Here is a 26,788-nt window from a genome sequence, read left to right on the forward strand (position 1 = left end):
CGCTGATCCGGGGCCGTTTCATATTCCGAATCTGGAATGGTCCGGGGTCTGCAAAGCAGCGTTGCACGCTGCATTGCGCCCTGGATACGGAAATCGCAGCAGCAAAGCCTACCGCTTCACCTGCGGGGCGGGAGCGTCGGGCGGCTGCACCTTGCAGCTTGACGCCTGCAGCGAGGCGCGGGCTTGCGCCATCAGGCTCGGCTCGGCGGCGAGCGCCTTCATCACGATCAGCCCGGTGTCGGTCGGGGAATCGATAATCAGCCGGTCGGCGGAGGTGATATCCTCGTCCTCCGGCACAGCGGCGTGCTGCGCCTCGGTCATCAGATCGAGTTCGATCACCTTGCGCCCGGCGGAACGGTCGTTGATCGCGTAATAGGCGATCTCGCCGCGGGTATAGAACGACACCGACGTATAGGCCTGGCTGACCGGCACCCGCAGCTTGAGCGATCCGCCGCTCAGGTCGTATTTGCACACCGCGACGGCGAACGCCGGATCCATGAATGGTATCGGCGCGGTGTTCGGCTCGGCGGCCGGCAGTTGCGTCACCGCGTTGAGCTGCGTGATCGGATCGAGCCGCGAATAGGCGTCCTGCGAGGCGATGCGCGGCAACGCCAGCACGCTGACGAGGTGGACAACGCCGCCGAGCAGGATTCCGCCGAGGATTGCGAACAGCCAGCGGATCATGGACAGCCCACCGTGGTGATCGCCGGCATCGGCGCGTCTTTCTGGGTGCGCGTCGCCGCGCCGACCGGCGTGTCGTAGAAGCGCAGCGCGAGCTGATAGCGGTCGATGCCGCCGGTCGGCAGCCAGTTGCCGGCGCGGGCGCGGGCGGCGATCCGCACTTCGAACGAGCCGTTCGAGCCGCGCACCACTTCCTCGCTGGTGAAGCCGTAGCGCTGCAGCGAGTTGGCGACCAGTCGGCCCTTCATGTCGTAGACGGTCAGTGTCCAGAACCGCGCGGCGGGCGTGACGCCGCTCACCGTGACGTCGCAATTGCCGTCGAGGCGCTTGCCGGTGGCGTCAGCCTTGGCGAGGAAGGTCACGCCGTCGCCGGTGCCGATCGGAAGTTCGCCGGAGCGCGCGATCGCCGCGCGCGAATAGGGATCGATGTCGCTGGTGCCGGATTTCGGCCGCGCCGTCCACGCGCCGATGGTAACGGTGCCGACATCGACGCCGCGCGTTGCCGTCATCCATGTCGTGCCGAGGCCGACCACGGTCGCGATCACCAGAACGAGGACGCAGACGCCGATCAATCGCACGAGACAACCGCCATCATCATTGCGCGGACCGCTTCGCGTCCGCTGCTTCGCCGGGCGTCGCCGCCGCGAAGCTGTCGGGGAAGGTCAGCGCCGTCGAAGCCGACGCGCCGGCCGGTTTTGCCGACGTCGTCTTGCCGTTGGGGCCGGCCGGAGGCGGGGCCGCACCCGCGGTCTTCGCGGCTTCGTCCAGCATCTTCTCGACGCGAACCAGGATGTTGGCGCCGCGCCGTGTCAGGATCGGCGGTGGTCCGGGATTGATCTCGGCGCCGTTCGCGCCAGCCTTGGAAGAGGCGACCTGCGGCAGCGGCTTGCCGGGACCGACGCCCGGGATGTCTTTGATCTCGACGCCCTGATGCGCGACCACCATGATTTCGTGCCAGGTCTTCGCCGGCAGCGAGCCGCCGGTCATGCGGTTGGTCGGCGAGTAGTCGTCGTTGCCGTACCAGACGCCGCCGACGAAATTGCCGGTGTAGCCGACGAACCATGCGTCGCGATAATTGTTGGTGGTGCCGGTCTTGCCCGCCGCCGGAATGCCGTCGAGCTGCGCGCGGCGCGCGGTGCCCTCGGACACGACGTGGCTCATCATCATTGCCATGTCGGAGGCGACGGAAGCCGGGATTGCCTGACGCGGTTTCACGCCGTCGCGGTCCCAGCGCCACACCAGATCGCCGGCGCCGGTGCGGATTTCGAGAATGGAGTGCGGCGCCACCGCCTTGCCCTTGTTGGGGAAGGTGGCATAGGCGACGGTGTGTTCGACATTGGTCACTTCGTCGGCGCCGATCGGCAGTGATGGCGTGTCGGGCAGGGGAGCCTTGATGCCGAACTTGCGCGCGGTCTCGACGATCTTGGCGCGGCCCGCTTTCGGCCCGGCCTTGCCGCCGAGCGCGATCGACAGCTTCACCGGCACGACGTTGATCGAGCGCGTCAGCGCCTGCGTCAGCGTGATCGTGCCGGAATAGGAGTGGCCGTAGTTCTGCGGGCACCAGTTGCCGATGCACACCGGGCCGTCGACGATGGTGGAGGTCGGCTTGAAGCCGTTGAGCAGCGCGGTGGTGTAGACATACGGCTTGAACGACGAGCCGGGCTGGCGCATGGCGTCGGTGGCGCGGTTGAACTGGCTCGCGCCGTAGTCGCGGCCGCCGACCATGGCGCGCACGCCGCCATCGAGATCGGCGATCACGACAGACGCCTGCGTCGCGTGATAGTCGCGGCCGAACTGGCGCAACTGGTCCTCGACCGCCGCTTCCGCCGCGCGCTGCACGTTCATGTCGATCGCGGTGCGGACCACGAACACGCGCTCGGTGTAGGATTTCGGGAAGGTCTGCACGACCCTGCGCACTTCGTCGAAGGCCCAGTCGAGATAGTAGTTCGGCGAATTCTCGTCGCGCCGGTCGACTGCGACGGCCGGATTGCGCCGCGCGCCGAACACCTGGCCCTCGGTGAGGAAACCGGCCTCGACCATGTTGTCGAGCACGACGTTGGCGCGGGCGCGGGCGGCGGGCAGGTTGATGTGCGGGGCGTATTTGGTCGGCGCCTTGAACAGGCCGGCGAGCATCGCGGATTCGGCGAGGTTCACGTCGCGCACCGACTTGTTGAAGTAGAAATGCGCCGCGCCGTCGACGCCGAAGGTGCCGCCGCCCATGTAGGCGCGGTCGAGATAGAGTTTCAGGATCTCGTTCTTGGTCAGCCGCGTTTCGAGCCAGATCGCGAGGAACGCCTCGTTGACCTTGCGCTCGATGGTGCGCTCGTTCGACAGGAACAGGTTTTTCGCCAGCTGCTGGGTGATCGACGAGCCGCCCTGGCGGACGCCGCCGGCCTGCGCGTTGGTGACCAGCGCGCGGGCGGTGCCAGCGAGATCGATGCCGAAATGATCGTAGAAACGGCGGTCCTCGGTGGCGAGCGTCGCCTTGATCAGGTTGTCGGGAAATTCTTCCAGCGGGATCGAGTCGTTATGCTTGATGCCGCGGCTGCCGATCGGATTGTTGTAACGGTCGAGGAACGTCACCGCGAGATCGGACTTCTTCAGCCAGTCCTCGTCGGCGGTTTCGCGGAAGGCGGGAACCGCGAGCGCCAGCATCAGGATCAGGCCGACGAGACCGATGGTGGCGGCCTCCGAAAGGGGTTCGATGAACACCCACCGTTTCCAGCGGCCGACATAGAAGCGGTCCATGAAGGTGGAGTAGCGCTCGTAGAGTTCCCGCAGGCCGACGGCGGAGGAAAACAGCGTGGAATCGATGCGCGCGTCGAGGTCCAGCAGGAAGTGCCGGAACCGCGTTTTCCACTTCTCTGGCACGATCTGGCGCACCGCAATTCCTGCCTAAAAATTCGCGTCCGAAACCTTGAAACCTGCCGGTCTGCCGCGACGTTGAAACGACACGTTCAAGCGCCGGTCAAACATGCGAGCTTCTTGCGGCAACCCCAAGGCAAATGGCTGGTCATTCGGGCCGCGCCGCCAATGGAGAATCCGCAGTCTTCTAGCCGAGCGGGACTTATAAACCAATGGTCTCGCTGGTATTTCGATGATGGCGGTGAATTTGCCCCCGGTGACCCGTGATCAGTGCCGGTGCCGCTTGCGCCATGACCGCCAACGCTCCTAGAACCCTCATGATGCACCACAGACCTTTTCGCTTACGGACCAGTTAAAGGCCAAGGAACGGTTCATGACAGCTCCGCCCCGGCGGCCCTCGACCCAGAGCAAATCTTTCTGGAAAACCAAGACGTTGGAGGAGATGTCCGACAGCGAATGGGAAAGCCTGTGCGACGGCTGCGCGCGCTGCTGCCTCGAAAAGCTCGAGGACGAGGACACCGGCAAGATCTACTTCACCCACATCTCCTGCACCTTGCTCGATGCCGGGCTGTGCGCCTGCAAGGATTATCCCAACCGCTCCGCGAAAGTTCACGACTGCGTGCGTCTGACGCCCGAGAACGTCCGGACCCTGAACTGGCTGCCGCCGAGCTGCGGCTACAAGCTCGTTGCCGAGGGGCGGGACCTGTACTGGTGGCACCCGCTGATCTCCGGCGATCCCAACACGGTGCATGAAGCCGGCGTGTCGGTGCAGGGCCGGGTGTGGGGCAGCGAGGACGATGTCGAGGACGCCGATCTCGAGGACCACATCGTGCGCTGGCCGGGCCTGCTGCCGAAACGCGCCAAGCTCAAGACGCGGCCGAAGTAGGGGGTGGGATTTCGGGCGATGACCTTTTGTGGATGAGGCAAACGCGCCAGGATGCACACTCGGCGTCGTCCCCGCCTGCGCGGGGACGACTCTGAATTTGGCGCTCGGCCCACCCCAATCACAATTCCGTTCCCTGCTGCGCTTCATGCGCGGCGCACCCATGCGCGCAAGTGTCTTATGAATCACGGCAAAACCCGCTAAGTCAGTGGTACTCCGTTTCATATGTGCGGTCGCCGCTTCAAGGCGGAAGGCCCTGACGAAGTTTGCATGAACAAGATCGATCGACCGGGCCACGGGATGGCTCACGGGCAACCTGTGTCCAATCCTGACGACATCACAGACCTGACGACCGCCGCCACCGAAGTGATCGAGGTGAGCGACGCGCCGCCGGTCGCGCCACCGGCGCCGCTCTCCAAGAGCGAGGTTCACACCATCATCCTGAGCCTGATGCTCACGATGTTCCTGACCGCGCTCGACCAGACCATCGTCGCCACCGCGTTGCCGACCATCGGCCGCCAGTTCGGCGACGTCTCCGACCTGTCGTGGATCATCACGGCGTATCTGCTGTCATCGACGGCGGTCGCGCCGGTCTACGGCACGCTGAGCGACATCTACGGCCGCCGCGCCATGATCATCGTGTCGCTGACATTGTTCCTCGTCGGCTCGGTTTGGTGCGCGCTGGCGCCGAACCTGCTGACGCTCATTCTTGCCCGCGCGCTGCAGGGCATCGGCGGCGGCGGCATCCTGCCGATCGTGCAGACGGTGATTTCCGATATCGTGACGCCGCGCGAGCGCGGCCAGTATCAGGCTTATTTCAGCGCGGTGTGGGTATCGGCCGGCATCGGCGGTCCGGTCCTCGGCGGCGTGTTCGCGGAGCATTTGCACTGGTCGGTGATCTTCTGGATCAACCTGCCGCTCGGCCTCCTGTCGCTCGCGCTGCTGTTGCCGAAGATGGGCAAGATCCCGACCTTCCATCGCCACCGCAAGATCGACTGGATCGGCGGCCTCCTGCTGATGACGTCCGCGGTGGTGTTCATGCTGGTGCTGACATGGGGCGGCAGCCGCTTTGCGTGGGCGTCGCCGACGATTCTGGCGATGTTCGGCTCGGCCGTTGCGATGGCGTTCGCCTTCGTCTGGCACGCCCGCAATACCGACGAGCCGTTCCTGCCGATCCCGCTGCTCGGCGGATCGGTGGTTCCGTATGCGATGGCGGCCGGCGCCTGCGCCATCGGCACCATGATCGGGCTGACGGTTCACATGCCGCTCTATTACGAGGTGGTTTATCATCTGTCGGCCAGCGAGGCGGGGTTGGCGCTGATCCCGATCGTCGCGATGTCGGTGCCGGGCGCGTGGATCGCCGGCCGGGCCATGATGCACACCAAACACTACAAGTGGGCCGCGATCATCGGCAGCGGTTGCGCGACGGCTGCCGCGGTCGCGATAGCGGTCCTGTTGCCGATGCCGCTATGGGCGCTGCTGGCGCTGCTGTCACTGCTGGCGCTTGGGCTCGGCAGCTGTTTCCCGGTCAGTGTGGTCTCGATCCAGAACGCCGTGTCACGCGCACAGGTCGGCACCGCCACCGGCGCGATGAACTTCTTCCGCTCGCTGATGGCGTCGTTCGCCGTCGCGATGTTCACCACCATCCTGCTGATGGCACTCGGCGGCAACCTCACCATCGGTGCCGAGCAAAACGTCAGCGGCGGGCACGGCATCGCCGCCGCCGATATGGTGTCCGCGTTCCGCTATGTGTTCGTCGCGGCTGCGGTGCTGCTGGCGTCGGCGCTGACCTTCCTGCTGATCATGGAAGAACGCCCGCTGGCCGGACCGGCCAAACCCGCGGTCACCGAGTTTTCGGAATAGAATTCCGCGCGTCCCGGTTGCGCTCCACGCCCAACGATGCTGCACTCCTGTTCGGGAGCAGGGCGATGTGGAAGACCGGATTGCTGATCGTGCATCTGTTCGCGGCGGGGGCACCTGCGCCCGAGCCGGTCGCGCGCGTCGATGTCGGCCCCGGCGGCGTCAGTTGCACCTATCAGCGCTGCATGACGAAATGCGCGAAACTAAGCGGCCCGGTGTGCCACAGCTATTGCGAAAGCAAACTGACGGAACGCCGCGCTGTCGGGATCTGCCCGGCACGCGGGTGAGGCGGTGCCCTCGGATTTCTAAATTGTCATGCCCGGCCTTGTGCCGGGCATCCACGTCTTAAGCAGCCATCACGAGACGTGGATAGCCGGAACAAGTCCGTGACATCTCGTAGTTTGAGAATCGTCACCGCTCCCACTTTATCCCGCCAAGCCGCGGATCGTTCGCGAACGCCGTGCGCGCGTATTCGATCGACAGGCGCGGGGCATCGCAGATCGCGCGGGCGCCGTAAGCGCCGAGATGCAGCTTCCAGCTTTGCCGCGCCACCGGCTCCGCCTTGGTGAATGCTGCGCAGGTCAGCAGCGCGATGTTGGCGCCGTGGCCGGGGTCGCGCAACGAGTGATAGCGGATCGCCTCACAGCCCGCCGCGCGCGCCGTCTCGGCAAACGCCTGGGTCGCGGTGTAATCGGACAGGGCGGTAAGACCGGCATCAGTGGCGTAAGGTTTCCGCGTAATGTCGGCGGCGCGTTTCGTGCGGAACGCGCAGGCGAAGGCGGTGTATTCGCCGGGATTGGCGGGCCACGGCGTCGCCGGCGACTCGGCATAGAACAGCGTGCGATGAAACGCCGTCTCGGCCATCGCCGTCGCCGGATGCTCTGCGGCGTAGAACACGCCGTGCTCGGCGAACGGCTTGCGAAAGCGCGAGCCGAACGGATTGGTCGCGCTGTAGCGGAACGGCGTCAGCAACAGGAAATGCAGATGTGCGCAGCCGCGCGGGACCGGCGGCTTGGTTTCCTCGAGCAGGTCTTCGAGCAAGGTCTGCTCGGCCAGCGTGTCGGTGATTTTCATCGTCGACACCTGATGCTGCGCTTCGACCACGCGCCAGCAGCGGCCGTCGAGCGCAGTGGCGCTAGATCGGAGCGCGTCTTGCGTCCAGGTACTGGATGACATGGAGCAAACCCTGGACTTTCTGGATCAGGTCGATCGGGCGATTTTGGAGCGCGGTGTTGTCGTTCTTCAGCCACGCGCGGGCGACGCTCTCGTCGCCGTCGACGATGGCGTCGAGCGAGCGATAAAGCCGGATGAAGAGGGCGGCGAGTTCGAACGGCTTGCCGCTGGCGCGCTCGATGGTGAAGGTGCCCTTGCGCATCCGCGACACCACCGGTTCCGACACGCCGATCACGGCGGCGAGAATTTTCTGCGACACACCGAGCCGGTCGGCGGCGCGGATCATCGCCTTGGTGAGTACCGCGCCTTCATTGACGGAGGCACTGTCGGTTTTGGGTGGCAGGGTCATCTCGTTTCCCTTGAAAGATAATAATAAGAAAATTTCACTGGAAATCAAGTGGCGCTGATAATGCACGATATTTCATAGAGAGTATTATCCTAGGAATAAAAGCCTTGACACCGTGACGCTCCCGCAGTAGGTTTGCGACATGCTCCACAATTGGGTTCTGCGGAACGGCATCGCCATCCCGGCGTTGCTCTTGGGAACAGTTGCGCGATGCGATCGCGCCAAATTCCGGAGAGCGCTCATGCCGACCAAAGAGCACGGACAAATCGTCGAAACGCCGACCGAGGCGCGGCAGGGTGAACCTGGGCCGTCGATGCTCGCGGTTCTCACCATCAGCACGATCGCGCTGATCTTCGTGTTCGCTATCGTCTGGTTCCTGTTCTTCCGCACCTGATGAAGTGACCGGCTGCCGCGCCGCCGCGGCCATGGGGGACATCTGACACCATGATCGCGACAAAACCTGCCAGCCGGATCAAGGCTGCCGCGGGCCGCAAAGGCGTGCGCGTAACGAAGACGGTTCGCAAGCCGGCCGTTCGCAAGACAACTGCGCGCCCCACGACGGCAAAGACGGCGCCGCGCAAGACGGCGGCAAAACCGGCGGTGAAAAAAACGGTTGTGAAGAAAGTTGCCGCGAGGAAAGCCGTCGCAAAGAAAACGACAAAGCCGAAAGCCTTGCCGCTGGAAACGCGCTTCGAGAAGGCGACGGCGTTCGATGCCGCGCCGACGAAACGATACAGCCCGAAGGCCGGTGAACTCGTCGCCGATCCCACGGACGAGGTTGCGGCGGCCCGGATCGCGGAAGCGAACAGGCGCCCGGCCAAACGGCGCGCGCGCAACGCCATTGCGAACCACAAGCGCAGCGCGGTGGAACGCCTCGACGATCCGCCGCCCGCGCCGGTCGGGGTGATGCTCGGCCGCGTCAGTATCGCCATCGAGCGCGAACTGACGCAGATCGAACGCATCGTCGGCGGTACGCGCGTCAAATCGGAGCTGCGCACCGAGGCCGAACGCCGCGCCCGCACGCTGGCGTCGCTGGCGCGCACCTTGCGCGAGGTGATGCAACTGCGGAGCGGCGAGGAGAAAAAGCAGGATGACGACGCCGTCCCCCGCGACATCAACGAATTTCGACGGCGGCTCGCGCGACGCCTGGAACAGCTTGCTGCCGAGGCAAAGGCAGCACATCCTGGAGAGGCTGACGGAGGTTGAGGCGGAGTTTATCACCGCCGACTGGTCGCTGTTCGCGCAGCCGCATCAGATTCCGCCGTCGCTCACAGCCCATGGCGAACGGTGGCTGACCTGGCTGCTGATCGGCGGGCGCGGGGCGGGCAAGACGCGCGCCGGTGCCGAATGGATTCGCGCACAGGCGCTGGGACTGCCGCCGCTCGCGGATGAGGCGGTCGGCAACATCGCGCTGGTTGGTAAACTCACGCTCGAATGTGCCGCTCTCTGCACCGTGCTGGTCCACGAACTTTGGACCGGCGATATCAAGACCATCGACACCATGGCCAGCTCCGCCACGCTGCTGGTGACCTATTGGGGTTTCAGATTCGGCGTGTTAGGCGTTTATTTCAGTGGCCGGACGCGGGAAAAAGTCTGCCGGGCGACGGGCCAGGACGCACCGGGACTGGTAGACAGGCTGGTGAAGGCCGTCGTGACAAAAAAGTAAGGTTGGCCGGACGCGCCGTTCACGCAGCATTCACCCGTTTCCAGTTCATCTTGACGCGCCGATCAGGAAATTGCGGAGACCATCTTGCGCCTTCTTGTTGTCGAAGACGATCCCGACCTCAACCGCCAGCTCACGACGGCGCTGTCCGATGCCGGCTACGTCGTCGACCGTGCGTTCGACGGCGAGGAGGGTCACTTCCTCGGCGACAGCGAACCTTATGACGCCGTCGTGCTCGACATCGGTTTGCCGAAAATGGATGGCATCTCAGTGCTGGAGGCTTGGCGGCGCAACGGCCGCGCCATGCCGGTGCTGATCCTGACCGCACGGGATCGCTGGAGCGACAAGGTGCAGGGCTTCGACGCCGGTGCCGACGACTATGTCGCCAAGCCGTTCCATCTCGAGGAGGTACTGGCGCGCATCCGGGCGCTGCTGCGCCGCACCGCGGGGCACGCCCAATCCGAACTGACCTGCGGCCCCGTGATGCTCGACACCCGGACCGGGCGCGTGAGCGTCGGCGGCAATCCGATCAAGATGACGTCGCACGAATACCGTCTGCTGGCTTATCTGATGCACCATGCCGGCCGCGTGGTGTCGCGCACCGAACTGGTCGAGCATCTCTACGATCAGGATTTTGATCGCGACTCCAACACCATCGAGGTGTTCGTCGGGCGCATCCGCAAGAAGCTCGACGTCGACATCATCCAGACCGTGCGCGGGCTCGGCTATCTGCTCGCGTCGCCGCCGCCATCCGATGCGCGCTAATTCGCTTGCGACGCGGCTCTTCCTGTCCGCGACCGCGTGGGTTGTGGCGATCCTTCTGATCACCGGCGTCGCGCTGTCGTCGGTCTATCAGAAGTCGGTCGAGCGGGCGTTCGATCGCCGGCTCAATCTCTATCTGCGCACGCTGATCGCGGAAGTTACGACGCCCGACGATCCCAACGATAAATCCGATGACAAGACCGATGAGAAGCTCGCCCAGGCATTGGGCGAACCACTGTTCGAATTGCCGCTGTCGGGCTGGTATTGGCGGATCGCTACGGTCAACAAGGCAAAGCCGGAAATCCGGTCGTCGCGCTCGTTGTGGGATGCGGCACTTCCCGATCTTGAGAACAAGGGCATCGATCTCAGCCCGCTGGGTGTCCGAGTCGGTTACGTTCCCGGCCCTGAAAACCAGCGGCTACGCATGGTGGAACGGCCGGTCGATCTCGGCACCGACGGCAAATTTCTCGTCACCGTCGCCGGTGATGCCACCGAGATCAGCGATGAGACGCGGGCGTTCGACTATTATCTCGCCGGCACCTTCGTTGCGCTCGCCATCGGGCTGCTGCTGACGACGATCTTCCAGGTTCGTTTCGGCCTCGCGCCGCTCAAGCGCATCACACGTTCGCTGGCCGACATCCGGTCCGGCAAGGCCGAGCGGCTGGAGGGCAAATTTCCCGTCGAGATCGCGCCGCTGGCGCGCGAGACCAACGCGCTGCTTGACGCCAACCGCGCCATCGTCGAGCGCTCCCGCACCCATGTCGGCAATCTGGCCCATGCGATCAAGACGCCGCTGTCGGTGATCGTCAATGAAGCCGCGACCCACGGCTCCGATCCGTTCGTCAAGAAGGTGCTGGAGCAGGCCGAGGTGATGCGCGATCAGGTCGCGCACCATCTTGAGCGCGCGCGGATTGCCGCGCGGCTGACGGTGGTTGCGACCATCACCGACGTAAAGCCGGTGATCGAGGCCTTGGCGCGCACGATGGAGAAAATTCATCGCGAACGCGACCTGGTCATCGACCTCGACATTCGCGGCACGCCGCGGTTTCGCGGCGAGCGTCAGGATCTGGAGGAGATGGTCGGAAATCTCCTCGACAACGCTTGCAAGTGGACCGATCAGCGCATCCAGATCGAGGTCACCGCCGAGCACGATAGTAAGACCGATATCGAGATGACCCTCCACGTTTTCGTCGACGATGACGGGCGCGGCCTGTCGCCGACCGAGCGCGCCCAGGTGGCACAGCGCGGCCAGCGGCTCGACGAGTCCAAGCCCGGTTCGGGCCTTGGCCTGTCGATCGTGTCGGATCTTGCCGCGCTTTATGGCGGCAGCCTGCGGCTCGGCACCGCCCCGATCGGCGGTCTGCGAGCGGAACTGATCCTGCCGGGGGTGGTGACGTGAGGGCGCTCCGAACCCCTCTGGCCGCCTCAACCCGAAATTAACGGCGATCAGGCTATCAAACCCGGTGGGCCTCGGTTTCAGGGGCTCTTTGGGGTGAGCGTCCGGGCCGATGAGCCAAACGTCGATCGAGCGGCTAAGGGACTATCTCGCGCAGCTTCCGCCGAAAGCGCAGGCGCTGCTGATGCGGGAGTTCGAGCGCGCCATCGAACGCGGCGAGGACGTTGCCGTTGCCACTTTCGTGCTGGAGCAGCTCAGGGCGGTGGTCCGCCAATCGGATGACATCACGCCCCGTACCGATGACCCGGCACGGCTGGTGTTTCATCCGCTGGAATCGTTCCTGATCGACAGCGCCCCGGCGGCGCGGCCGGGCCTCATTCGCCGCTCGTCGCTGGCGCCGGTGTGGCTGTGGCTGAGCCGGGAAGGGATCCCGGACGCGGTTCAGACGTTCGAGGCGGCACTGGCCAGCGAACAGGCCACCGCATCGGAGATCGATCGCGCCGTCCGTACCATCCAGGCTGCCGCAGGCGAGGCCATCGCCACCATCGCCGGGCAGGCCGCCGGAGCAGACCGGCAACGGCTGCTGAGCCGGATCGGCGGGCCCAATGTCGTCGAGGACATCGCCTCGATCGGCGCGGCATTGCAGGCCCGCGAGGCGCTTGATGCGCTGAGTGTCCGGCTACCCGCCAGATTCCGTCAATTCGGCGATTCCCAGATCGCTTCGGTCATCGGTGCGCTCAATCTTCCCTCGCTCCAGACCCCTCAGGTGCTGCCGTTCGCACTGTCGTTGGTGATGCAGCGGTTGACCGCGCCCTGGCAGATCATTCGGCTTGGCGTTAGCGTTGCTGGTTCCGACGATGAAATCCGCGTCGCCGGCACGCCCTATGGCGTTGCCGTGACGATGGCGATTCAGGATCTGTCTTACGCGGCCGCCGAACTGCGCGTCGATATCCGGCGCGGGCAGTTCACTAATACGTCGAACTATCTCAAGAAACTCCATGACGGCGTTCGCGGATTGCGCACCGAGCTCGACATCCGCAGCGATTCCGCGTGGGGCCGGCAACTGGCCTCGATCCGGGTCGAGATTTCCGACTCGCTCAAATCCGAGATTGAAAGCGTGCCGGGCCGGGTCCGCCGCCTGCTGCGCCAGCGGCCGGACAAGGACATCACCGCCAACAGCCGGATCGACGCCTCCGAGGTCGACGAGACGGTGGCCCTGATTGATTTCGTCGCGGTCTGTCGCACCTATGCGGGCGAACTGGCGATCAATGAGGTTACCCTGCGGGCCTACAGCGACCTCCAGCACTACGTCGAGAAGGCCACCGAGGCGCTGGTGGAGTCGCTGCGCGCCGGCGACGCCAAGGTGAGGGCGTTCCGGCAGATGCAGGTGGCGGCGGCGATCCGATTCTGCGACCTGCTGTTCGGCCCCGATTATGCCTCGCTGATGAGCCGGTCGGCGGAAATGGCCCGCACCGGTGAGCGCAAGCAGCCCCGCGCGAGCTGATTTCGCTGTTTTTCCGGCCGTTTGCGCCAGTTTTTATGCCGCATTTGTCAATTGCACACACCCGCCCGTCATGGTGTAAACCGGCCCCAACGGCGCGGGCCGTCCAGCCTTCGGAGCCGCGTCATTCCGACGGAACTTTGGTGAATGGCCCTCTGGTTTGTGTTCGCGCTGATGACGGTTGCGGCGGTGTTCGCGGTGCTGTGGCCGCTTGGGCGCACGCCCCGGGCCGACCGCGATGGCCGTGAAACCGCCGTCTACAAGGACCAGCTTGCAGAGGTTGAACGCGACAAGGCTGCCGGTCTGATCGGGCCGCGTGAAGCCGAGGCGGCGCGTGTCGAGATCAGCCGCCGCCTGCTGGCCGCGTCCGAGGCCGAAGCCGGCACGACGTCGGTCAGCCTGCCGTTCCGGCGTTTCGTGGCGGTGGTCGCGCTCGCCGGATTGCCGCTGATTGCCGCCGGATTCTATTTGGAACTCGGCTCGCCGACGCTGGGCGATTTTCCGCTGGCCGAGCGCACCCGTTCGGTGGCGGCCACCGACCGGCTCGACAAGCTGGTCGCCCAGGTCGAAGCCCATCTGGAAAAGAACCCCGCCGACGGGCGTGGTTGGGATGTTCTGGCGCCGGTGCTGCTGAAACTCGGCCGTTTCGACGATGCCGTCCGCGCCTACCGGAATGCCGTGACCTACAACGGCGAGAAGGCGTCGCGCCACGCCGATTTCGGCGAGGCGCTTGCGGCGGCGGCGGGCGGCGTGGTCACCGCCGATGCCAAGAACGAGTTCGAGCGCGCCATCGCACTCGATCCGGAGGAGGCCAAGGCGCGTTATTTTGTCGGTCTCGCCGCCGAGCAGGACGGCCGCAAGGACGAAGCAGCGACGATCTGGCGCGGGATGCTCGACAAGGCGCCGCGGGATGCGCCGTGGCGAGAGTTGGTGCAGAGCGCACTGTTGCGCGTCGGTGGTCCGGCGATGCCGAAACTGTCAGAGGAGACGATCGCCGCCGCCAAGGACATGAACGCCGGCGACCGCGACACCATGATCCGCGGCATGGTCGACCGCCTTGCGACGCGGCTGAAGGAAAATGGCGACGATGTCGAGGGGTGGTTGAAGCTGGTGCGTGCCTATATGGTTCTCGGCGACACCGACAAGGCGAAAACCGCGCTCGCCGACGCCCGCCACGCGGTCAAGGACCCAGAACGTTTGCGCCAGCTCAATGACGGCCTCAAGAATCTCGGGCTCGATGGATGAGCAAGGACACGGAATTCGCATGACTCGGAAGCAGCGGCGTTTGACGATGATCGGAGGTGCGCTCGCGGTGCTGGCGATTGCGGCTGCGCTGGTGCTCAACGCGCTGCGCGATTCCATCGTGTTCTTCACGACACCGGCGCACATTGCCGAGAAAAACATCGTGCCAGGTCAGCGCTTCCGGCTTGGCGGCCTGGTGCAGCCCGGCTCGCTGGTGCGCGGCGACAAGCTTCACGTGAAATTCGAGGTCACCGACGGCAAGGCCGCGGTGCCGGTGGCATTTCAGGGGATACTGCCCGATCTGTTCCGCGAAGGTCAGGGCGTGATTTCGGAAGGTGCGCTCGACGCCGGCGGCGTGTTTCGCGCCGACACCGTGCTTGCCAAGCATGATGAAACTTACATGCCGAAAGCGGTGGCCGACGAACTGAAGAAGGACGGCCACTGGAAGGATGATTACGGCAAGAAGGCGACCGAGCTTCAGGGAGCCGCGAAATGATCGCGGAGGCTGGTCATTATGCGCTGGTTCTGGCGCTGGCGCTGGCGCTGATCCAGTCGTTCGTGCCGATCGTCGGGGCGCGGATGCGCGATCCTGCGCTGATGGGTGTCGCGCGCTCGACCGCGCTCGCACAATGTCTGTTCGTGGCGGTTTCGTTCACGGCTTTGGTGACGTTGCACGTCACGTCAGATTTCTCGGTGGTCAACGTCTACGAGAACTCCCATTCGCTGAAGCCGCTGCTCTACAAGATCACCGGCGTGTGGGGAAACCACGAAGGCTCGATGCTGCTGTGGGTGCTGATCCTTGCGCTATTCGGCGGGCTGGTCGCGGCGTTCGGCAACAATCTGCCGCTGTCGCTGCGGGCGCATGTGCTGGCGGTGCAGGGGTGGGTCGGGACCGCATTCTATCTGTTCATCCTCCTGACCTCGAACCCGTTCCTGCGTATCGCCAATCCGCCGATCGAGGGCCGTGATCTCAATCCGGTGTTGCAGGACATCGGCCTCGCGGTGCATCCGCCGATGCTCTATCTCGGCTATGTCGGATTCTCGATCTCGTTCTCGTTCGCCGTGGCGGCGCTGATCGAAGGCCGGATCGATCCGGCGTGGGCGCGGTGGGTGCGGCCGTGGACGCTGGTGGCGTGGATATTCCTGACCCTCGGCATCGCGATGGGCTCGTACTGGGCCTATTACGAACTCGGCTGGGGCGGCTGGTGGTTCTGGGACCCGGTCGAAAACGCATCGCTGATGCCGTGGCTTGCCGGCACCGCGCTGCTCCATTCGGCGCTGGTGATGGAGAAGCGCGACGCGCTCAAGGTCTGGACCATCCTGCTGTCGATCCTGACGTTCTCGCTGTCGCTGCTCGGCACCTTTCTTGTTCGCTCCGGCGTGCTCACATCTGTCCATGCCTTCGCGACCGATCCGACGCGCGGCGTTTTCATCCTGCTGATCCTGTGCATCTTCATCGGCGGCAGCCTGTCGCTCTATGCGTGGCGCGCATCGGCGCTGAAGCAGGGTGGCCTGTTCGCGCCGATTTCGCGCGAAGGCGCGCTGGTGCTGAACAATCTGCTGCTGACGACGGCTTGCGCCACCGTGTTCGTCGGCACGCTGTATCCGCTCGCGCTCGAAGTCGTGACCGGCGACAAGATTTCGGTCGGCGCGCCGTTCTTCAATCTGACGTTTGCGCCATTGTTCCTGCCGTTGCTGCTCGCGGTGCCGTTCGGTCCGCTGCTGGCGTGGAAGCGCGGAGACATCCTTGGCGCGGCGCAGCGCCTGACCATGGCCGGCATCGTGGCGCTGGTGACGATTGCGCTGATCTGGGCGTGGATGCGCGGCGGCAGCGCTCTGGCGCCGCTGATGATCGGCCTTGCCGTGTTCGTGATTCTCGGCGCGTTGAGCGATCTCGCCGAGCGGACCAATCTTTTCCGCGCGCCGCCGTCGATCTCATTCCGCCGCGCGCGCGGCCTGCCGCGTTCGACATGGGGCACAATGTTCGCCCATCTCGGCCTCGGCGTCGCGCTGATCGGCGTTGTCTGCGAAACCACATGGAACAGCGAGAGCATCGCCAACATGTCGGCGGGCGACAGTGCCCGGGTCGGCGCCTATACCGCGACGCTGAAAGGCGTCACCCAGCAGCAGGGACCGAATTTCCGCGAGCAGATCGCGACGTTCGCCATCGACCGTGACGGCAAGCCGGTCGGCGTGATGGCGCCATCGAAGCGCAGCTTCACCACGCGCGGGACGTCGACCACCGAAGCCGCACTGATGACGCGCGGCGCGAGCCAGCTTTATATCTCGCTCGGCGATAGCCACACCGATGGCTCGATTGCGGTTCGTATCTACTACAAGCCGCTGGTGCTGTTGATCTGGTTCGGGCCGGTGTTGATGGCATTCGGCGGCGTACTGTCGCTGTCCGATCGCCGCCTGCGCGTTGGCGCGCCGAAGCCAGCGAAGGCGCCGCGCGCCTTGCAGCCGGCGGAATAGGACGATGAACAATCTTTTCGCCGCCTTGTTCTTCGCGATGTTGGCGTTAGGGCCATCCGTTGCGTTTGCCGTGCAGCCGGACGAGATCATGACCGATCCGGCGCAGGAGGCGCGGGCGCGGGCGCTGTCGCGCGAATTGCGCTGCATGGTCTGCCAGAATCAATCGATCGACGATTCCGATGCCCCACTGGCGCGCGACCTGCGCCTGCTGGTGCGTGAGCAGATCGCGGCCGGCAAGAACGATCAGCAGGTGATGGATTTTCTCGTCGCGCGCTACGGCGAATTCGTGCTGCTGAAGCCACGCCTCGAAGGCCACACGCTGATTCTGTGGCTGGTGTCGCCGTTGCTTCTAATCGGAGGCGGCGCAGCACTATGGTGGCTCAATCGGCGGCGATCAAAGGCCGGTGCCGAAACACTGGATAAGGTTCCGGGGCTGTCGCCTGAGGAAGAAGCACGGCTGGAAAAGCTGATTTCCGCCGAACCGGGTGCGGAAAAGCCGGTGTGAGCGATTTTCCACGCGGTATCATTATTACAAAACATTAATTCCCCGGCCAGCGCGCCGTAAGGCCGCAAACTCCATCTTCGGCGTTGAAGGTGCATGACCGTGCACTAACGAGATTCACGCCCCGGAGATGTTTCATGACTGACCGCCCCACCAACTCCACCTCCCAGCCGTCACGCCGGATATTCTCGGCCCGCAAATTCGCATTGATGGCTTCGGTCGTCGCCGGCCTTGGCGCTGCGACCTATGGCTTCGCTCCCATCTTCAGCACTGACGTGCTGACCACTCCCGCACATGCGCAGGTCAACAAGGACGTCCGGCAGGTCCAGCAGCCGGTCGGCTTCGCTGACATCGTCGAGCGCGTAAAGCCCTCGGTGATTTCGGTTCGCGTCAAGATTCCCGAGAAGACCTCGGATAACGAAAGCTTCGATAACGATATGCCGTTCCCGCCCGGCTCGCCGATGGAGCGTTTCTTCCGTCGCTTCGGCGGTCCGGATGGATTCCCGGGACGTCGCGGTCATGGCCGCCATGGCGGTCCGATCGTCACCGGACAGGGGTCGGGCTTCTTCATTTCGCCTGACGGTTATGCGGTGACCAACAACCACGTGGTCGATGGCGCCGACAAGGTCGAGGTCACCACCGACGACGGCAAGACCTACAAGGCCAAAGTAATCGGCACCGACAAGCGTACCGACCTCGCTCTGATCAAGGTCGATGGCCGGACTGACTTTGCGTTCGCCAAGCTGTCCGACGATCTCCCGCGCATCGGTGACTGGGTGCTTGCGGTTGGCAATCCGTTCGGTCTCGGCGGCACCGTGACGGCGGGTATCGTATCCGCGCGCGGTCGCGATATCGGCAACGGTCCATATGATGATTTCATCCAGATCGACGCGCCGGTGAACAAGGGCAACTCCGGTGGTCCCGCTTTCAGCACCAATGGTGACGTCGTCGGCGTCAACACGGCGATCTATTCGCCGTCCGGTGGCAGCGTCGGCATCGCATTCTCCATTCCGTCCTCGACGGTGAAGAGCGTTGTCGCCCAGCTCAAGGACAAGGGCACTGTCAGCCGCGGCTGGATCGGCGTCCAGATTCAGTCGATCACGCCGGACATCGCCGACAGCCTCGGCCTGAAAAAGGTTGAAGGCGCGCTGGTTGCCGAACCACAGGCCGGTGGCCCGGCTTCCAAGGCGGGTATCGAGTCCGGCGACGTCATCAAGCAGGTGAACGGCAATCCGGTGAAAGATGCACGCGAGCTGGCGCGGACCATCGGCACCATGGCGCCGGGCGCCACGATCAAGCTCGACGTGCTCCACAAGGGCGTCGACAAGACGATCAACCTGACGCTCGGCGAGCTGCCGAACACTCAGCAGGCCAAGGCCGATTCCGACTCGGGCGACAACGGCCAGTCCGGGCAGGGTGATGAAGTTCCGAATCTCGGCCTGACGCTGGCACCGTCGAAATCGGTCGCCGGTGCCGGCAAGGATGGCGTCGTCGTGATGCAGGTTGATCCGCAGAGTGCTTCGGCCGAGCGCGGCTTCAAGGAAGGTGATGTCATTCTCGAGGTCGCCGGAAAGTCTGTTGCCAGTCCTGCCCAGGTTCGCGAAGCGATTGCGTCCGCGAAAGCCGACAAGAAGAATAGCGTGCTGATCCGGGTCCGCTCCGGCGACTCGTCGCGCTTCGTGGCCGTGCCGGTCGCGAAGGGTTGATCTCGCGCTGAAAGGATGGGGAGTGTCGCCGGTATCAATCGCCCCCGCCGACGGCTCCTTCCCGGGGGACGGGCCGCAAGCTCGTCCCCTCCAATTCTTCTCTTCGATGGAATTCGCCCCCCTCCGTCGAAGAGCGCATGGTTCGCCCAGTTGCTTGTTCATTGGCGGATTGTGCGAGCGGGCGGTGAGGTCTCCCCAGCCTCGCCGCCCGTTTCTGTCCCGGGTGGCATTTCACCGCCTTGCAAGAAAATGGTCCCGGCGTCATGGTTATGAAAAGCGAAGCTGTCCCGACCTCAGACGAATCACAGATGCGATTGCTCATCGTTGAAGACGACCGCGAATCCGCCGATTACCTCGTTAAGGCGTTTCGCGAGGTCGGTCATGTCGCCGATCTTGCCAGCGATGGCGAGGAGGGGCTGGTGCTCGCCGAATCCGGCGATTACGACGTCCTTGTGGTCGATCGCATGCTGCCGAAGCGCGACGGCCTGTCCCTGATCGGGACACTGCGCGATAAGGGCGACAGGACGCCGGCCCTCATTCTGTCCGCACTCGGTCAGGTTGACGATCGTATCAAGGGATTGCGCGCCGGCGGCGACGATTATCTGCCGAAGCCTTATTCATTCGCTGAATTGCTGGCGCGGGTCGAGGTGCTGTCGCGGCGTCATGGCGGCCCGTCCGAGGAGACGAGCTATCGTGTCGGCGACCTTGAACTCGATCGTTTGTCCCATCGTGTCGCCCGCGGCAACGACGAGATCACGCTGCAGCCTCGCGAATTCCGCCTGCTTGAATATCTGATGAAGCACGCCGGTCAGGTGGTGACCCGCACCATGCTGCTCGAGAACGTCTGGGATTATCATTTCGACCCGCAGACCAATGTGATCGACGTCCACATCTCACGTTTGCGCTCGAAGATCGACAAAGGCTACGCGCAGCCTCTGCTGCATACCATTCGCGGCGCCGGATACATGATTCGTGACGGCATTCGGTAAACTTGTCCGCACGACTGCGTTCCGGTTGACGCTGGCCTATCTTTTTTTGTTTGCATTATTTGCGTTTTCGCTGCTGGGCTATTTTGCCTGGAACACGCGGCGCATGATCACCGAACAAATCACTGAAACGGTGAACGGTGAACTGGTCGAATTGCAAAACCAGTACACCCGGGGCGGCATTCGCGCGCTGGTATTCGCCGTCGAAAATCGCGCGTTGCGGCCGGGCGCCAATCTCTATCTCGTCACGACAGCGCAAGGGCAGGCGGTCGCCGGTAATGTCGGCTCGCTGCAACCGGGAGTGATGGATACGCCCGGCTGGGCGGAGGCGTCTTATCGCCGGCTCGACGAAACTGATGCACGAACCCATTTCGCTCTGGTGCGTGTTGCCCAGTTGTCCGGCGGATTCCGTCTCCTGATTGGCCGCGATCTGGAAGAGCGGCGGCGGCTGTTCGGCATCGTCGCGAAGGCGGGGCAATGGTCGGTCCTGATCGTATTCGTCCTTGGTCTCGCCGGCGGCATTTTTGTCGCCCGCCGTGTGTTGCACCGGATCGATGCGATGACCGGGACGACACAGCGGATCATGGCGGGCGATCTCAGCGAGCGTCTGCCGGTGGGCCGGAGTGGCGACGAAATTGATCGTCTCGCGGAAAATCTCAACGCCATGCTGGAGCGAATCGAGGCCTTGATGGCGGGCCTCAAGGAGGTGTCCGATAACATCGCCCACGATCTCAAGACGCCGCTGACACGACTGAGAAACCGGGCCGAGGACGCGCTGGCGAAAGCCGGAAATGAGGGCGAATATCGTGCGGCGCTGGAACGGACGATCGATGAATCCGACGGCCTGATCCGTACCTTCAACGCCCTCCTGATGATCGCGCGCGCCGAGTCCGGGCAGGCGCGGGACAATATGATCGATTTCGACGCGTCCGAAGTTGCCCACAGCATCCAGGAACTTTACGAGCCGCTGGCTGAGGACAAGGGCTTGACGCTCGCTGTCAAAGCCGACACCGCGACCATCCACGGCAACCGCGAATTGATCAGTCAGGCTCTGGCCAATCTGGTTGAAAATGCGATCAAGTACGGCGAACCGGTTCATGCCGCCGCGAAGGACAGCAACAAGCCCGAGCCGGAATCCGCGATCAAATCCAGCCTGGGACCGGCAGATATTCTGATCGAGGCCCGGCGCATCGATCACGGCATCGAATTCAGTGTCACCGACCATGGCCCCGGTATTCCGGACGCCGACCGCCAGCGTGCGGTGGAGCGGTTCGTTCGCCTCGAAGCAAGCCGTACCCAGCCCGGCTCAGGGCTGGGCTTAAGTCTGGCGTCGGCCGTTGCGACATTGCATGGTGGCGACCTGCGACTCAGCGATGCCCATCCGGGGCTGCGCGCGACGCTTGCCATCCCAAGGCGGGACGTGGAACAAAAGACCGTATGAAACTACCCGCGAATGGCGACGCGGACCGATTCACCCTGGCCGCGCGCTTCGTGACCGGACCGCAATTGTCTGCTCCGGCGGAGGCGCAGGAACGCGTCGCCGGCTGGCTCGCGGACATCGATCCCCCGCAGGCCGAGACCCTCAGAGCAATCCTGGACCGGTATCCGCACGCGAAAGCGATTTTTGAGGGGATCGCCGAGGCTTCTCCCTATCTGTTCGATTTGCTGCGCTTCGATCCTTCGCGGGGCGCGCGGCTGCTGTCGTGCGATCCCGACGCTTGCTTGGAAGAATTGATCGCGCGGGCGAGGGCAGGCGTGGCGGCGTCGGACAACGATGCCGACGTCATGCAGCATCTCAGGCGCCTGAAATCCGAAGCCGCGCTGCTGATCGCGCTGTGCGATATCGGCGGGGTCTGGCCGGTGATGCGCGTGACGAAGGCGCTGACCGACCTCGCGATATCGTCGATCCAGAGTGCGGTTCGCTATCTGCTGACACAGGAAGCCGAGCGTGGCCGGTTCAAGCCACGCGACCCCGAGCGTCCCGAGGACGGCAGCGGTCTCATCATCGTTGCCATGGGCAAGATGGGCGCGGGCGAGTTGAATTACTCCAGCGACATCGATCTGATCGTGTTTTACGAACGCGAGCGCCCTGCACTCGGTGAGGATGTCGAGCCGACGCCGTTCTTCGTCAAGATCGCGCAGGGCATGTCACGCCTGTTGTCCCAGCGCACGGGCGACGGCTATGTGTTTCGGGTCGATCTCCGGCTGCGGCCGGATCCGGCCTCGACACCCGTTGCGATTTCGACCGAAGCCGCATTGAATTATTACGAACGGGAAGGGCGGACCTGGGAACGCGCGGCGATGATCAAGGCGCTTCCGTGCGCCGGCGATATCGAAGCCGGTAACGCGCTGCTGGCCGAAATCGCGCCGTTCGTCTGGCGCAAGCATCTCGATTTTGCGGCGCTTGCCGATGTCCACGACATGAAGCGGCAGATGCAGACGTTTCGCGGGCAGAGCGAAATCTCGGTCGAGGGTCACAACGTCAAGGTCGGCCGCGGCGGCATCCGCGAAATCGAATTCTTCGCACAGACCCAGCAATTGATTGCTGGCGGGCGGCACCCCGAATTGCGTATTCGACCGACGCTGGAGACGCTCGCCGTTCTGGCCGAGAACAGCTGGATCACGGCTGAGGCACGCGACCAACTGACCATCGCTTACGAGTTTCTGCGGCGGGTCGAGCATCGCATTCAGATGATCGCCGACGAGCAGACTCACAGCCTTCCCGAGCGGGCCGAAGACGTCGAGCGTTTCGCGCGCTTCTTCGGTTACGATAGCCGCGATGCCTTCGCCGCCGATCTGCTCGCACATCTCAAATGCGTCCAGAACCACTATGAGCGATTGTTCGAGGGCGACCCGGCCGGAACCGAAAAGCTTCCAGACATCGATTACAATGCCGGCCCCGACGATCTGCGTTTGCAGGATCATCTGCTCAAGCTCGGGTTCAAGACGCCGAAGATGGTCGCCGAAACCGTGAAGACCTGGATGACGGGCGATTATCGCGTCTTCCGGGTGGATGCCACGCGTGAAGCGTTCCAGCAGTTCGTGCCCGACCTGATCCGCGGACTGGCGCGCGCCGAAGAGCCCGACGCCGCAGTCAACGCATTCGACCGTTTCCTGCAGGCGCTGACCCGCGGTGGGCGGCTGATCTCGCTGCTCAGCCAGAACAAGGACATCGTTGCGCTGGTGGCGCTCATTCTGGGCGCCGCGCCCCGCCTCGGCGACATGCTCGCCCGCCATCCCCAAACGATGGATGGCCTGGTCGATCCGCGCTTTTTCGGCGCGATGCCGGATCAGGGCGAGTTGTCCGCGCGGCTTGCGGCCACGCTCGCCGATGCGGATTCATATGAAGAGTTTCTCGATCGCTTGCGCCTGTTCGGTCAGGAAAGTCTATTCCTCATCGGTACACGGATTCTTTCCGGTACAGTCTCGGCCCAGCATGCCAGCGTCGCCTTTGCCGACGTGGCTGAAGGCGTCGTGCGCACGGTGCACGGGCTGGTCAGCGAGCAGTTCGTCGCGCAGCACGGGCACATCAAGGGGCAGGAGACCGCCATCCTTGCTATGGGCAAGCTTGGCAGCCGTGAGATGACGGCGTCGTCCGATCTCGATTTGATCCTGATCTACGACTTCGACCACGACAATCCGGACTCCGACGGCGCGCGCTCACTCCATGGCGCGCAATATTTCGCGCGCTATACCCAGCGGTTGATCAGCGCCTTCACGACGCGGACCAATTACGGCGTGCTGTACGAAGTCGATATGCGGTTGCGACCGTCAGGCCGTGCGGGACCGGTCGCAACGCGGATCGATTCCTTTGCCGAGTATCAGGATCATGAAGCCTGGACCTGGGAGCACATGGCGCTGACGCGGGCGCGGGTGATTTCGTCCTCGCCGGGCTTCAAGGAGAAGATCGAGTATGTCATTCGCGAGGTGCTGACGCGCCGCCGCGACATGACGATCATCGCCAACGATGTTCTGGAGATGCGTCAGGCGATCGCCGACGAGAAGGGCGACAAAGACATCTGGGATCTGAAATATGCCGCCGGCGGCATGATCGATATCGAGTTTCTGGCGCAGTATCTCCAGTTGGTCCACGCTGCGGACAAGCCGGACATCCTCAGCGTCAGGACGCTTCAGGTTCTGGACAACGCGGTCAGGCTCGGTGTCCTGCCGTCGTCGGACGCGGATGTGTTGCGCCCGGCGGCGCGGCTCTATCACGACCTGACGCAAATCCTGCGGCTCTGCGTCAGCTCCGGGTTCAAGCCGGAAACCGCGGGAGAGGATCTGCTGCGCGTGATGACGCGAGCCGGCGACGCGCCTGATTTTTCGGCGCTTGAAGCCCAGGTTCGGGAGACACAAGCCGAAGTTCGCGCGATTTTCTTGAGGAACCTCGAGGCGCGGCCGCCGGAGCGGGGATGATTTCGGCGGCGATTTCGCTGCGGGGGTCGCACGGCAGCGTCACATAGACGACGGTTCCAACGCCGAGTTTCGAGCGCAACTTCATCGAGCCGTCGTGCAAATGAACCAGCGACTTGGCGATGGCGAGGCCAAGCCCCGAACCGTGATAACTTTTGGTGAGCTGGCTTTCGACCTGCTCGAATGGACGGCCGAGGCGCGCAAGCGATTGCTGCGCAATGCCAATGCCGGTGTCGGCGATCATCAGCCGTACGGTGTCACCGACCACGCGGCTGCGGACGATGACGCGGCCGTTGTCCGGGGTGAACTTGACCGCGTTCGACAGCAGATTGACGACGATCTGTTTCATCGCGCGGCGATCGGCGATCACCGGGACGGCGTCTTCGATGTCGGCCTCTAGGCTGAGGTTCTTGTTCTCGGCGCGGCCGGAGACGACACGCAGCGATTCCGTCAGCGTTTGCGCCAGATCGAGACGTTCGAGATCGAACTTCATCCGGCCGGCTTCGATCTTCGACATGTCGAGGATGTCGTTGATGACCTCCAGCAGGTAGTTTCCGCTGGTCAGGATGTCGTGGCAGTATTCCTGATATTTTTCCGAGCCGAGCGCACCGAACATGCCGCTACCCATCACTTCCGAGAAACCGATGATGGCGTTGAGCGGCGTACGCAGCTCGTGGCTCATGTTGGCGAGGAACTTGGACTTGGTCTGATTGGCTTCCTCGGCCCGCTGTTTTTCCTCGGCATACTTCTGCGCCAGATCAGCGAGTTCGCTGGCCTGCCGCTCGAGCGCCGTTTGCGAGCGTTTGAGATCGATGACACTGGCGGTCAGCCGCATGTCGTTTTCGACCAGCTTCTGTTCGTGAAGCTTGATCTGGGTGATGTCGGTGCCGACGGAGACGTAGCCGCCGTCCTTGGTGCGCCGCTCGCTGATATGGAGCCAGCTCCCGTCGTCAAGCTGAGCCTCGAAGGTGCGGGTGCCCGGCGCCCGGGAGACGGCTTCGGGCAGCCGCGCACGGACTTCCGGCATCCGCCCGACTTCGATCACCGTCTCATAGGACGTACCCGGCATCACTGCTGAATCGGGGAGCTTGTGCAGGCGCTTGAAATGGGAGTTGCACAGCACGAGGCGGTTGTCGGCATCCCACAGCACGAACGCTTCGGGAATGGTCTCGATGGCGTCGCGCAGCCGCAGATCGGCTTCGACGGTCTTCTCGGCGAGATTCTTTTGCTCGGTCATGTCGACGGCAATGCCGATCAGGTGGATGCCATCGTCGCCACTGGTGCCGTGGCTCAATTCGCACCGCACCCGGAGCCAGATCCAGTGACCCTGGGCATGCCGCATCCTGAAGGTCTGGTCGATCTGGGTGATCGTGCCCGACATGAGTTGTTCGGCGATGTCGAGGAGAGCGATATCTTCCGGATTCACCAGCGCGTTGACTTCGCCAAACGCCAGCAGATCGTTGCGGTTCTCAAGCCCGAGCAGCGTGAACATCGATTGCGACCAGAAGATCCGGCCCCGCGACAGATCCCAATCCCACAGGCCGCAGCGGCCGCGGTTCAGGGCCGTGTCGATCCGGCCGCGTACGGCGTCGTTGATCAGGTCGCCCTCGCGGGCGCGGGTCGATTGCCAATGGAAAGCAAAACCGAGGATCAGCACCACGAAGCCGGTGGTTGCCGACAGCGTGATCTGCAGTGCGGTATCGGAACGCCATAGCGACTCGGCCTGCTCCTGAACGACCACGATCTGGCCGGGAAGCCACTTCACGGCGCGCTGGGTTGTCAGCGCCGCATTGCCGTTCGGCAGGGTAAGTTCGATGACGGTATTCTCGGTCGCCTGCGCGGCGACAGCCTGCACGGTGCCGAGCAGATCGACGAGAGCCTTGTCGTTGCCGGCCTCGTCAGCTGGCAGGCTCGCCAGAATACGTTGTTCGATGCCGCCGATGATGATGCGGCGGCCGGGGGCGTTGCCCCATGCGGGGATCAGTGACGGCAGCAGGTCCTGCAGACGTTCCGCAGTGGCGGCACGATCGTAACGGATGGTGCCGCTGCGGTTGAGGCGCTCGGCGAGAACATCCGCCAATGCCGCCAGGTCGCGTTTGACCGAGGCTTGCTTGTGCCGGGTCTGGTCAAGCACCTGGACGAAGGCGCCGATGCAGATCGTGACCAGAAACGCGATGATGAGAATCGGGACGGCGCGGCGCAACGCAGGCTCGGCAATGAGCAGACGATGATACGCGGGCTTCGCGATCGACTCGGCCAATCCCTTTATCGAATCGGATTGGACACACGTGCTCGCTGTGTGCGCACGCGCCATGCCTTCGCCCCCTTGGATCG

General features: G+C 64.0%; 22 protein-coding genes and 1 pseudogene. 17 read left to right on the forward strand and 6 right to left on the reverse strand.

Going from position 1 to position 26,788, the window contains the following annotated elements:
* Positions 1-108: 108 nt before the first annotated feature.
* Genes ASC80_RS21275 through ASC80_RS21285 form a run of 3 tightly spaced genes read right to left on the reverse strand, consistent with a single transcriptional unit; the run spans position 109 to position 3,564 of the window.
* Positions 109-684 carry a DUF1254 domain-containing protein gene (locus ASC80_RS21275; RefSeq protein WP_056301676.1) on the reverse strand — a complete coding sequence of 192 codons (576 nt, stop codon included), beginning with the start codon at positions 682-684 and terminating at the stop codon, positions 109-111.
* Positions 681-1,259: a DUF1214 domain-containing protein gene (locus ASC80_RS21280; RefSeq protein WP_056301678.1), complete on the reverse strand. Its 579-nt coding sequence runs from the start codon at positions 1,257-1,259 to the stop codon at positions 681-683. Before ASC80_RS21280 ends, ASC80_RS21275 begins: the two co-directional genes overlap by 4 nt.
* Before the next feature lie 16 nt (positions 1,260-1,275).
* Entirely contained in the window at positions 1,276-3,564 is a 2,289-nt protein-coding gene (locus ASC80_RS21285) for a transglycosylase domain-containing protein (RefSeq protein ID WP_056301680.1), read from the reverse strand.
* Between the two features lie 355 nt (positions 3,565-3,919).
* Between ASC80_RS21285 and ASC80_RS21290 the strand changes: the two genes are divergently transcribed.
* From ASC80_RS21290 to ASC80_RS21300, 3 genes are all read left to right on the forward strand, one after another.
* Positions 3,920-4,432, forward strand: coding sequence for a YcgN family cysteine cluster protein (locus ASC80_RS21290; protein WP_056301682.1), 513 nt, complete (start codon positions 3,920-3,922; stop codon positions 4,430-4,432).
* A 267-nt stretch (positions 4,433-4,699) separates the two neighbouring features.
* Entirely contained in the window at positions 4,700-6,292 is a 1,593-nt protein-coding gene (locus ASC80_RS21295; protein WP_056301828.1) for an MDR family MFS transporter, read from the forward strand.
* A gap of 65 nt (positions 6,293-6,357) precedes the next feature.
* Positions 6,358-6,576: a hypothetical protein gene (locus ASC80_RS21300; RefSeq protein WP_056301684.1), complete on the forward strand. Its 219-nt coding sequence runs from the start codon at positions 6,358-6,360 to the stop codon at positions 6,574-6,576.
* A gap of 124 nt (positions 6,577-6,700) precedes the next feature.
* Here ASC80_RS21300 and ASC80_RS21305 read toward each other — a convergent pair whose 3' ends face one another.
* Both ASC80_RS21305 and ASC80_RS21310 read right to left on the reverse strand, forming a co-directional pair.
* A complete protein-coding gene (locus tag ASC80_RS21305; RefSeq protein ID WP_056301685.1) occupies positions 6,701-7,465 on the reverse strand; it encodes an RES family NAD+ phosphorylase in 765 nt (254 codons plus the stop codon).
* Positions 7,425-7,811 carry an MbcA/ParS/Xre antitoxin family protein gene (locus ASC80_RS21310; RefSeq protein WP_056301687.1) on the reverse strand — a complete coding sequence of 129 codons (387 nt, stop codon included), beginning with the start codon at positions 7,809-7,811 and terminating at the stop codon, positions 7,425-7,427. Before ASC80_RS21310 ends, ASC80_RS21305 begins: the two co-directional genes overlap by 41 nt.
* 238 nt (positions 7,812-8,049) lie before the next feature.
* Between ASC80_RS21310 and ASC80_RS24215 the strand changes: the two genes are divergently transcribed.
* From ASC80_RS24215 to ASC80_RS21380, 14 genes and pseudogenes are all read left to right on the forward strand, one after another.
* Positions 8,050-8,202: a hypothetical protein gene (locus tag ASC80_RS24215; RefSeq protein WP_200941224.1), complete on the forward strand. Its 153-nt coding sequence runs from the start codon at positions 8,050-8,052 to the stop codon at positions 8,200-8,202.
* Positions 8,203-8,252: 50 nt separating this feature from the next.
* The gene (locus tag ASC80_RS21320) at positions 8,253-9,014 is read left to right on the forward strand and encodes a hypothetical protein (RefSeq protein ID WP_056301692.1); all 762 of its coding nucleotides are present in this window, start codon (positions 8,253-8,255) and stop codon (positions 9,012-9,014) included.
* The gene (locus tag ASC80_RS24480) at positions 8,965-9,474 is read left to right on the forward strand and encodes a hypothetical protein (RefSeq protein ID WP_244487330.1); all 510 of its coding nucleotides are present in this window, start codon (positions 8,965-8,967) and stop codon (positions 9,472-9,474) included. Before ASC80_RS21320 ends, ASC80_RS24480 begins: the two co-directional genes overlap by 50 nt.
* Before the next feature lie 84 nt (positions 9,475-9,558).
* Positions 9,559-10,236, forward strand: a complete 678-nt coding sequence (locus ASC80_RS21330; RefSeq protein ID WP_056301694.1) for a response regulator transcription factor — start codon at positions 9,559-9,561, stop codon at positions 10,234-10,236.
* Complete coding sequence (locus ASC80_RS21335) at positions 10,226-11,632, forward strand: sensor histidine kinase (protein WP_056301697.1); 1,407 nt, start codon at positions 10,226-10,228, stop codon at positions 11,630-11,632. The genes ASC80_RS21330 and ASC80_RS21335 overlap by 11 nt, the downstream gene beginning before the upstream one ends.
* A 109-nt stretch (positions 11,633-11,741) precedes the next feature.
* Entirely contained in the window at positions 11,742-13,133 is a 1,392-nt protein-coding gene (locus ASC80_RS21340) for a hypothetical protein (RefSeq protein ID WP_056301698.1), read from the forward strand.
* Positions 13,134-13,277: 144 nt separating this feature from the next.
* Positions 13,278-14,375, forward strand: coding sequence for a c-type cytochrome biogenesis protein CcmI (gene ccmI, locus ASC80_RS21345; RefSeq protein WP_056301700.1), 1,098 nt, complete (start codon positions 13,278-13,280; stop codon positions 14,373-14,375).
* Positions 14,376-14,394: 19 nt separating this feature from the next.
* Entirely contained in the window at positions 14,395-14,868 is a 474-nt protein-coding gene (gene ccmE / locus ASC80_RS21350) for a cytochrome c maturation protein CcmE (protein WP_056301702.1), read from the forward strand.
* The gene (locus ASC80_RS21355) at positions 14,865-16,847 is read left to right on the forward strand and encodes a heme lyase CcmF/NrfE family subunit (protein ID WP_056301703.1); all 1,983 of its coding nucleotides are present in this window, start codon (positions 14,865-14,867) and stop codon (positions 16,845-16,847) included. The genes ccmE and ASC80_RS21355 overlap by 4 nt, the downstream gene beginning before the upstream one ends.
* Positions 16,848-16,851: 4 nt before the next feature.
* Positions 16,852-17,352, forward strand: a complete 501-nt coding sequence (locus tag ASC80_RS21360; RefSeq protein ID WP_056301705.1) for a cytochrome c-type biogenesis protein — start codon at positions 16,852-16,854, stop codon at positions 17,350-17,352.
* Between the two features lie 134 nt (positions 17,353-17,486).
* Positions 17,487-19,055 (forward strand): Do family serine endopeptidase, encoded by a 1,569-nt coding sequence (locus tag ASC80_RS21365; RefSeq protein WP_056301707.1) that lies wholly within the window; start codon positions 17,487-17,489, stop codon positions 19,053-19,055.
* Between the two features lie 263 nt (positions 19,056-19,318).
* A complete protein-coding gene (locus tag ASC80_RS21370) occupies positions 19,319-20,044 on the forward strand; it encodes a response regulator transcription factor (protein WP_056301709.1) in 726 nt (241 codons plus the stop codon).
* The gene (locus ASC80_RS21375) at positions 20,028-21,482 is read left to right on the forward strand and encodes a sensor histidine kinase (RefSeq protein ID WP_056301711.1); all 1,455 of its coding nucleotides are present in this window, start codon (positions 20,028-20,030) and stop codon (positions 21,480-21,482) included. The genes ASC80_RS21370 and ASC80_RS21375 overlap by 17 nt, the downstream gene beginning before the upstream one ends.
* Positions 21,479-24,376, forward strand: a pseudogene (locus ASC80_RS21380) (bifunctional [glutamine synthetase] adenylyltransferase/[glutamine synthetase]-adenylyl-L-tyrosine phosphorylase); the annotation flags it as partial. The gene ASC80_RS21375 and the pseudogene ASC80_RS21380, both read left to right, overlap by 4 nt.
* Here the strand turns inward: ASC80_RS21380 and ASC80_RS23295 are convergent.
* A complete protein-coding gene (locus ASC80_RS23295; protein WP_244487331.1) occupies positions 24,297-26,768 on the reverse strand; it encodes a PAS domain-containing sensor histidine kinase in 2,472 nt (823 codons plus the stop codon). The pseudogene ASC80_RS21380 and the gene ASC80_RS23295 sit on opposite strands and share 80 nt — an antisense overlap.
* Positions 26,769-26,788 lie beyond the last annotated feature (20 nt).

It is taken from the genome of Afipia sp. Root123D2 (genome assembly GCF_001425835.1).
Lineage (GTDB): Bacteria > Pseudomonadota > Alphaproteobacteria > Rhizobiales > Xanthobacteraceae > Afipia.

Excerpts from the sequence above, each read along its gene's own strand:
- ASC80_RS21310 (WP_056301687.1), bottom strand. The coding sequence starts at position 7,811 with ATGACCCTGCCACCCAAAACCGACAGTGCCTCCGTCAATGAAGGCGCG.
- ASC80_RS21365 (WP_056301707.1), top strand. The coding sequence starts at position 17,487 with ATGACTGACCGCCCCACCAACTCCACCTCCCAGCCGTCACGCCGGATA.
- ASC80_RS21275 (WP_056301676.1), bottom strand. The coding sequence starts at position 684 with ATGATCCGCTGGCTGTTCGCAATCCTCGGCGGAATCCTGCTCGGCGGC.
- ASC80_RS21340 (WP_056301698.1), top strand. The coding sequence starts at position 11,742 with ATGAGCCAAACGTCGATCGAGCGGCTAAGGGACTATCTCGCGCAGCTT.
- ASC80_RS21335 (WP_056301697.1), top strand. The coding sequence starts at position 10,226 with ATGCGCGCTAATTCGCTTGCGACGCGGCTCTTCCTGTCCGCGACCGCG.
- ASC80_RS21305 (WP_056301685.1), bottom strand. The coding sequence starts at position 7,465 with ATGTCATCCAGTACCTGGACGCAAGACGCGCTCCGATCTAGCGCCACT.
- ASC80_RS21295 (WP_056301828.1), top strand. The coding sequence starts at position 4,700 with ATGAACAAGATCGATCGACCGGGCCACGGGATGGCTCACGGGCAACCT.
- ASC80_RS21320 (WP_056301692.1), top strand. The coding sequence starts at position 8,253 with ATGATCGCGACAAAACCTGCCAGCCGGATCAAGGCTGCCGCGGGCCGC.
- ASC80_RS21290 (WP_056301682.1), top strand. The coding sequence starts at position 3,920 with ATGACAGCTCCGCCCCGGCGGCCCTCGACCCAGAGCAAATCTTTCTGG.
- ASC80_RS21360 (WP_056301705.1), top strand. The coding sequence starts at position 16,852 with ATGAACAATCTTTTCGCCGCCTTGTTCTTCGCGATGTTGGCGTTAGGG.
- ASC80_RS21355 (WP_056301703.1), top strand. The coding sequence starts at position 14,865 with ATGATCGCGGAGGCTGGTCATTATGCGCTGGTTCTGGCGCTGGCGCTG.
- ASC80_RS21370 (WP_056301709.1), top strand. The coding sequence starts at position 19,319 with ATGGTTATGAAAAGCGAAGCTGTCCCGACCTCAGACGAATCACAGATG.
- ASC80_RS23295 (WP_244487331.1), bottom strand. The coding sequence starts at position 26,768 with ATGGCGCGTGCGCACACAGCGAGCACGTGTGTCCAATCCGATTCGATA.
- ccmI (WP_056301700.1), top strand. The coding sequence starts at position 13,278 with ATGGCCCTCTGGTTTGTGTTCGCGCTGATGACGGTTGCGGCGGTGTTC.
- ccmE (WP_056301702.1), top strand. The coding sequence starts at position 14,395 with ATGACTCGGAAGCAGCGGCGTTTGACGATGATCGGAGGTGCGCTCGCG.
- ASC80_RS24215 (WP_200941224.1), top strand. The coding sequence starts at position 8,050 with ATGCCGACCAAAGAGCACGGACAAATCGTCGAAACGCCGACCGAGGCG.
- ASC80_RS21300 (WP_056301684.1), top strand. The coding sequence starts at position 6,358 with ATGTGGAAGACCGGATTGCTGATCGTGCATCTGTTCGCGGCGGGGGCA.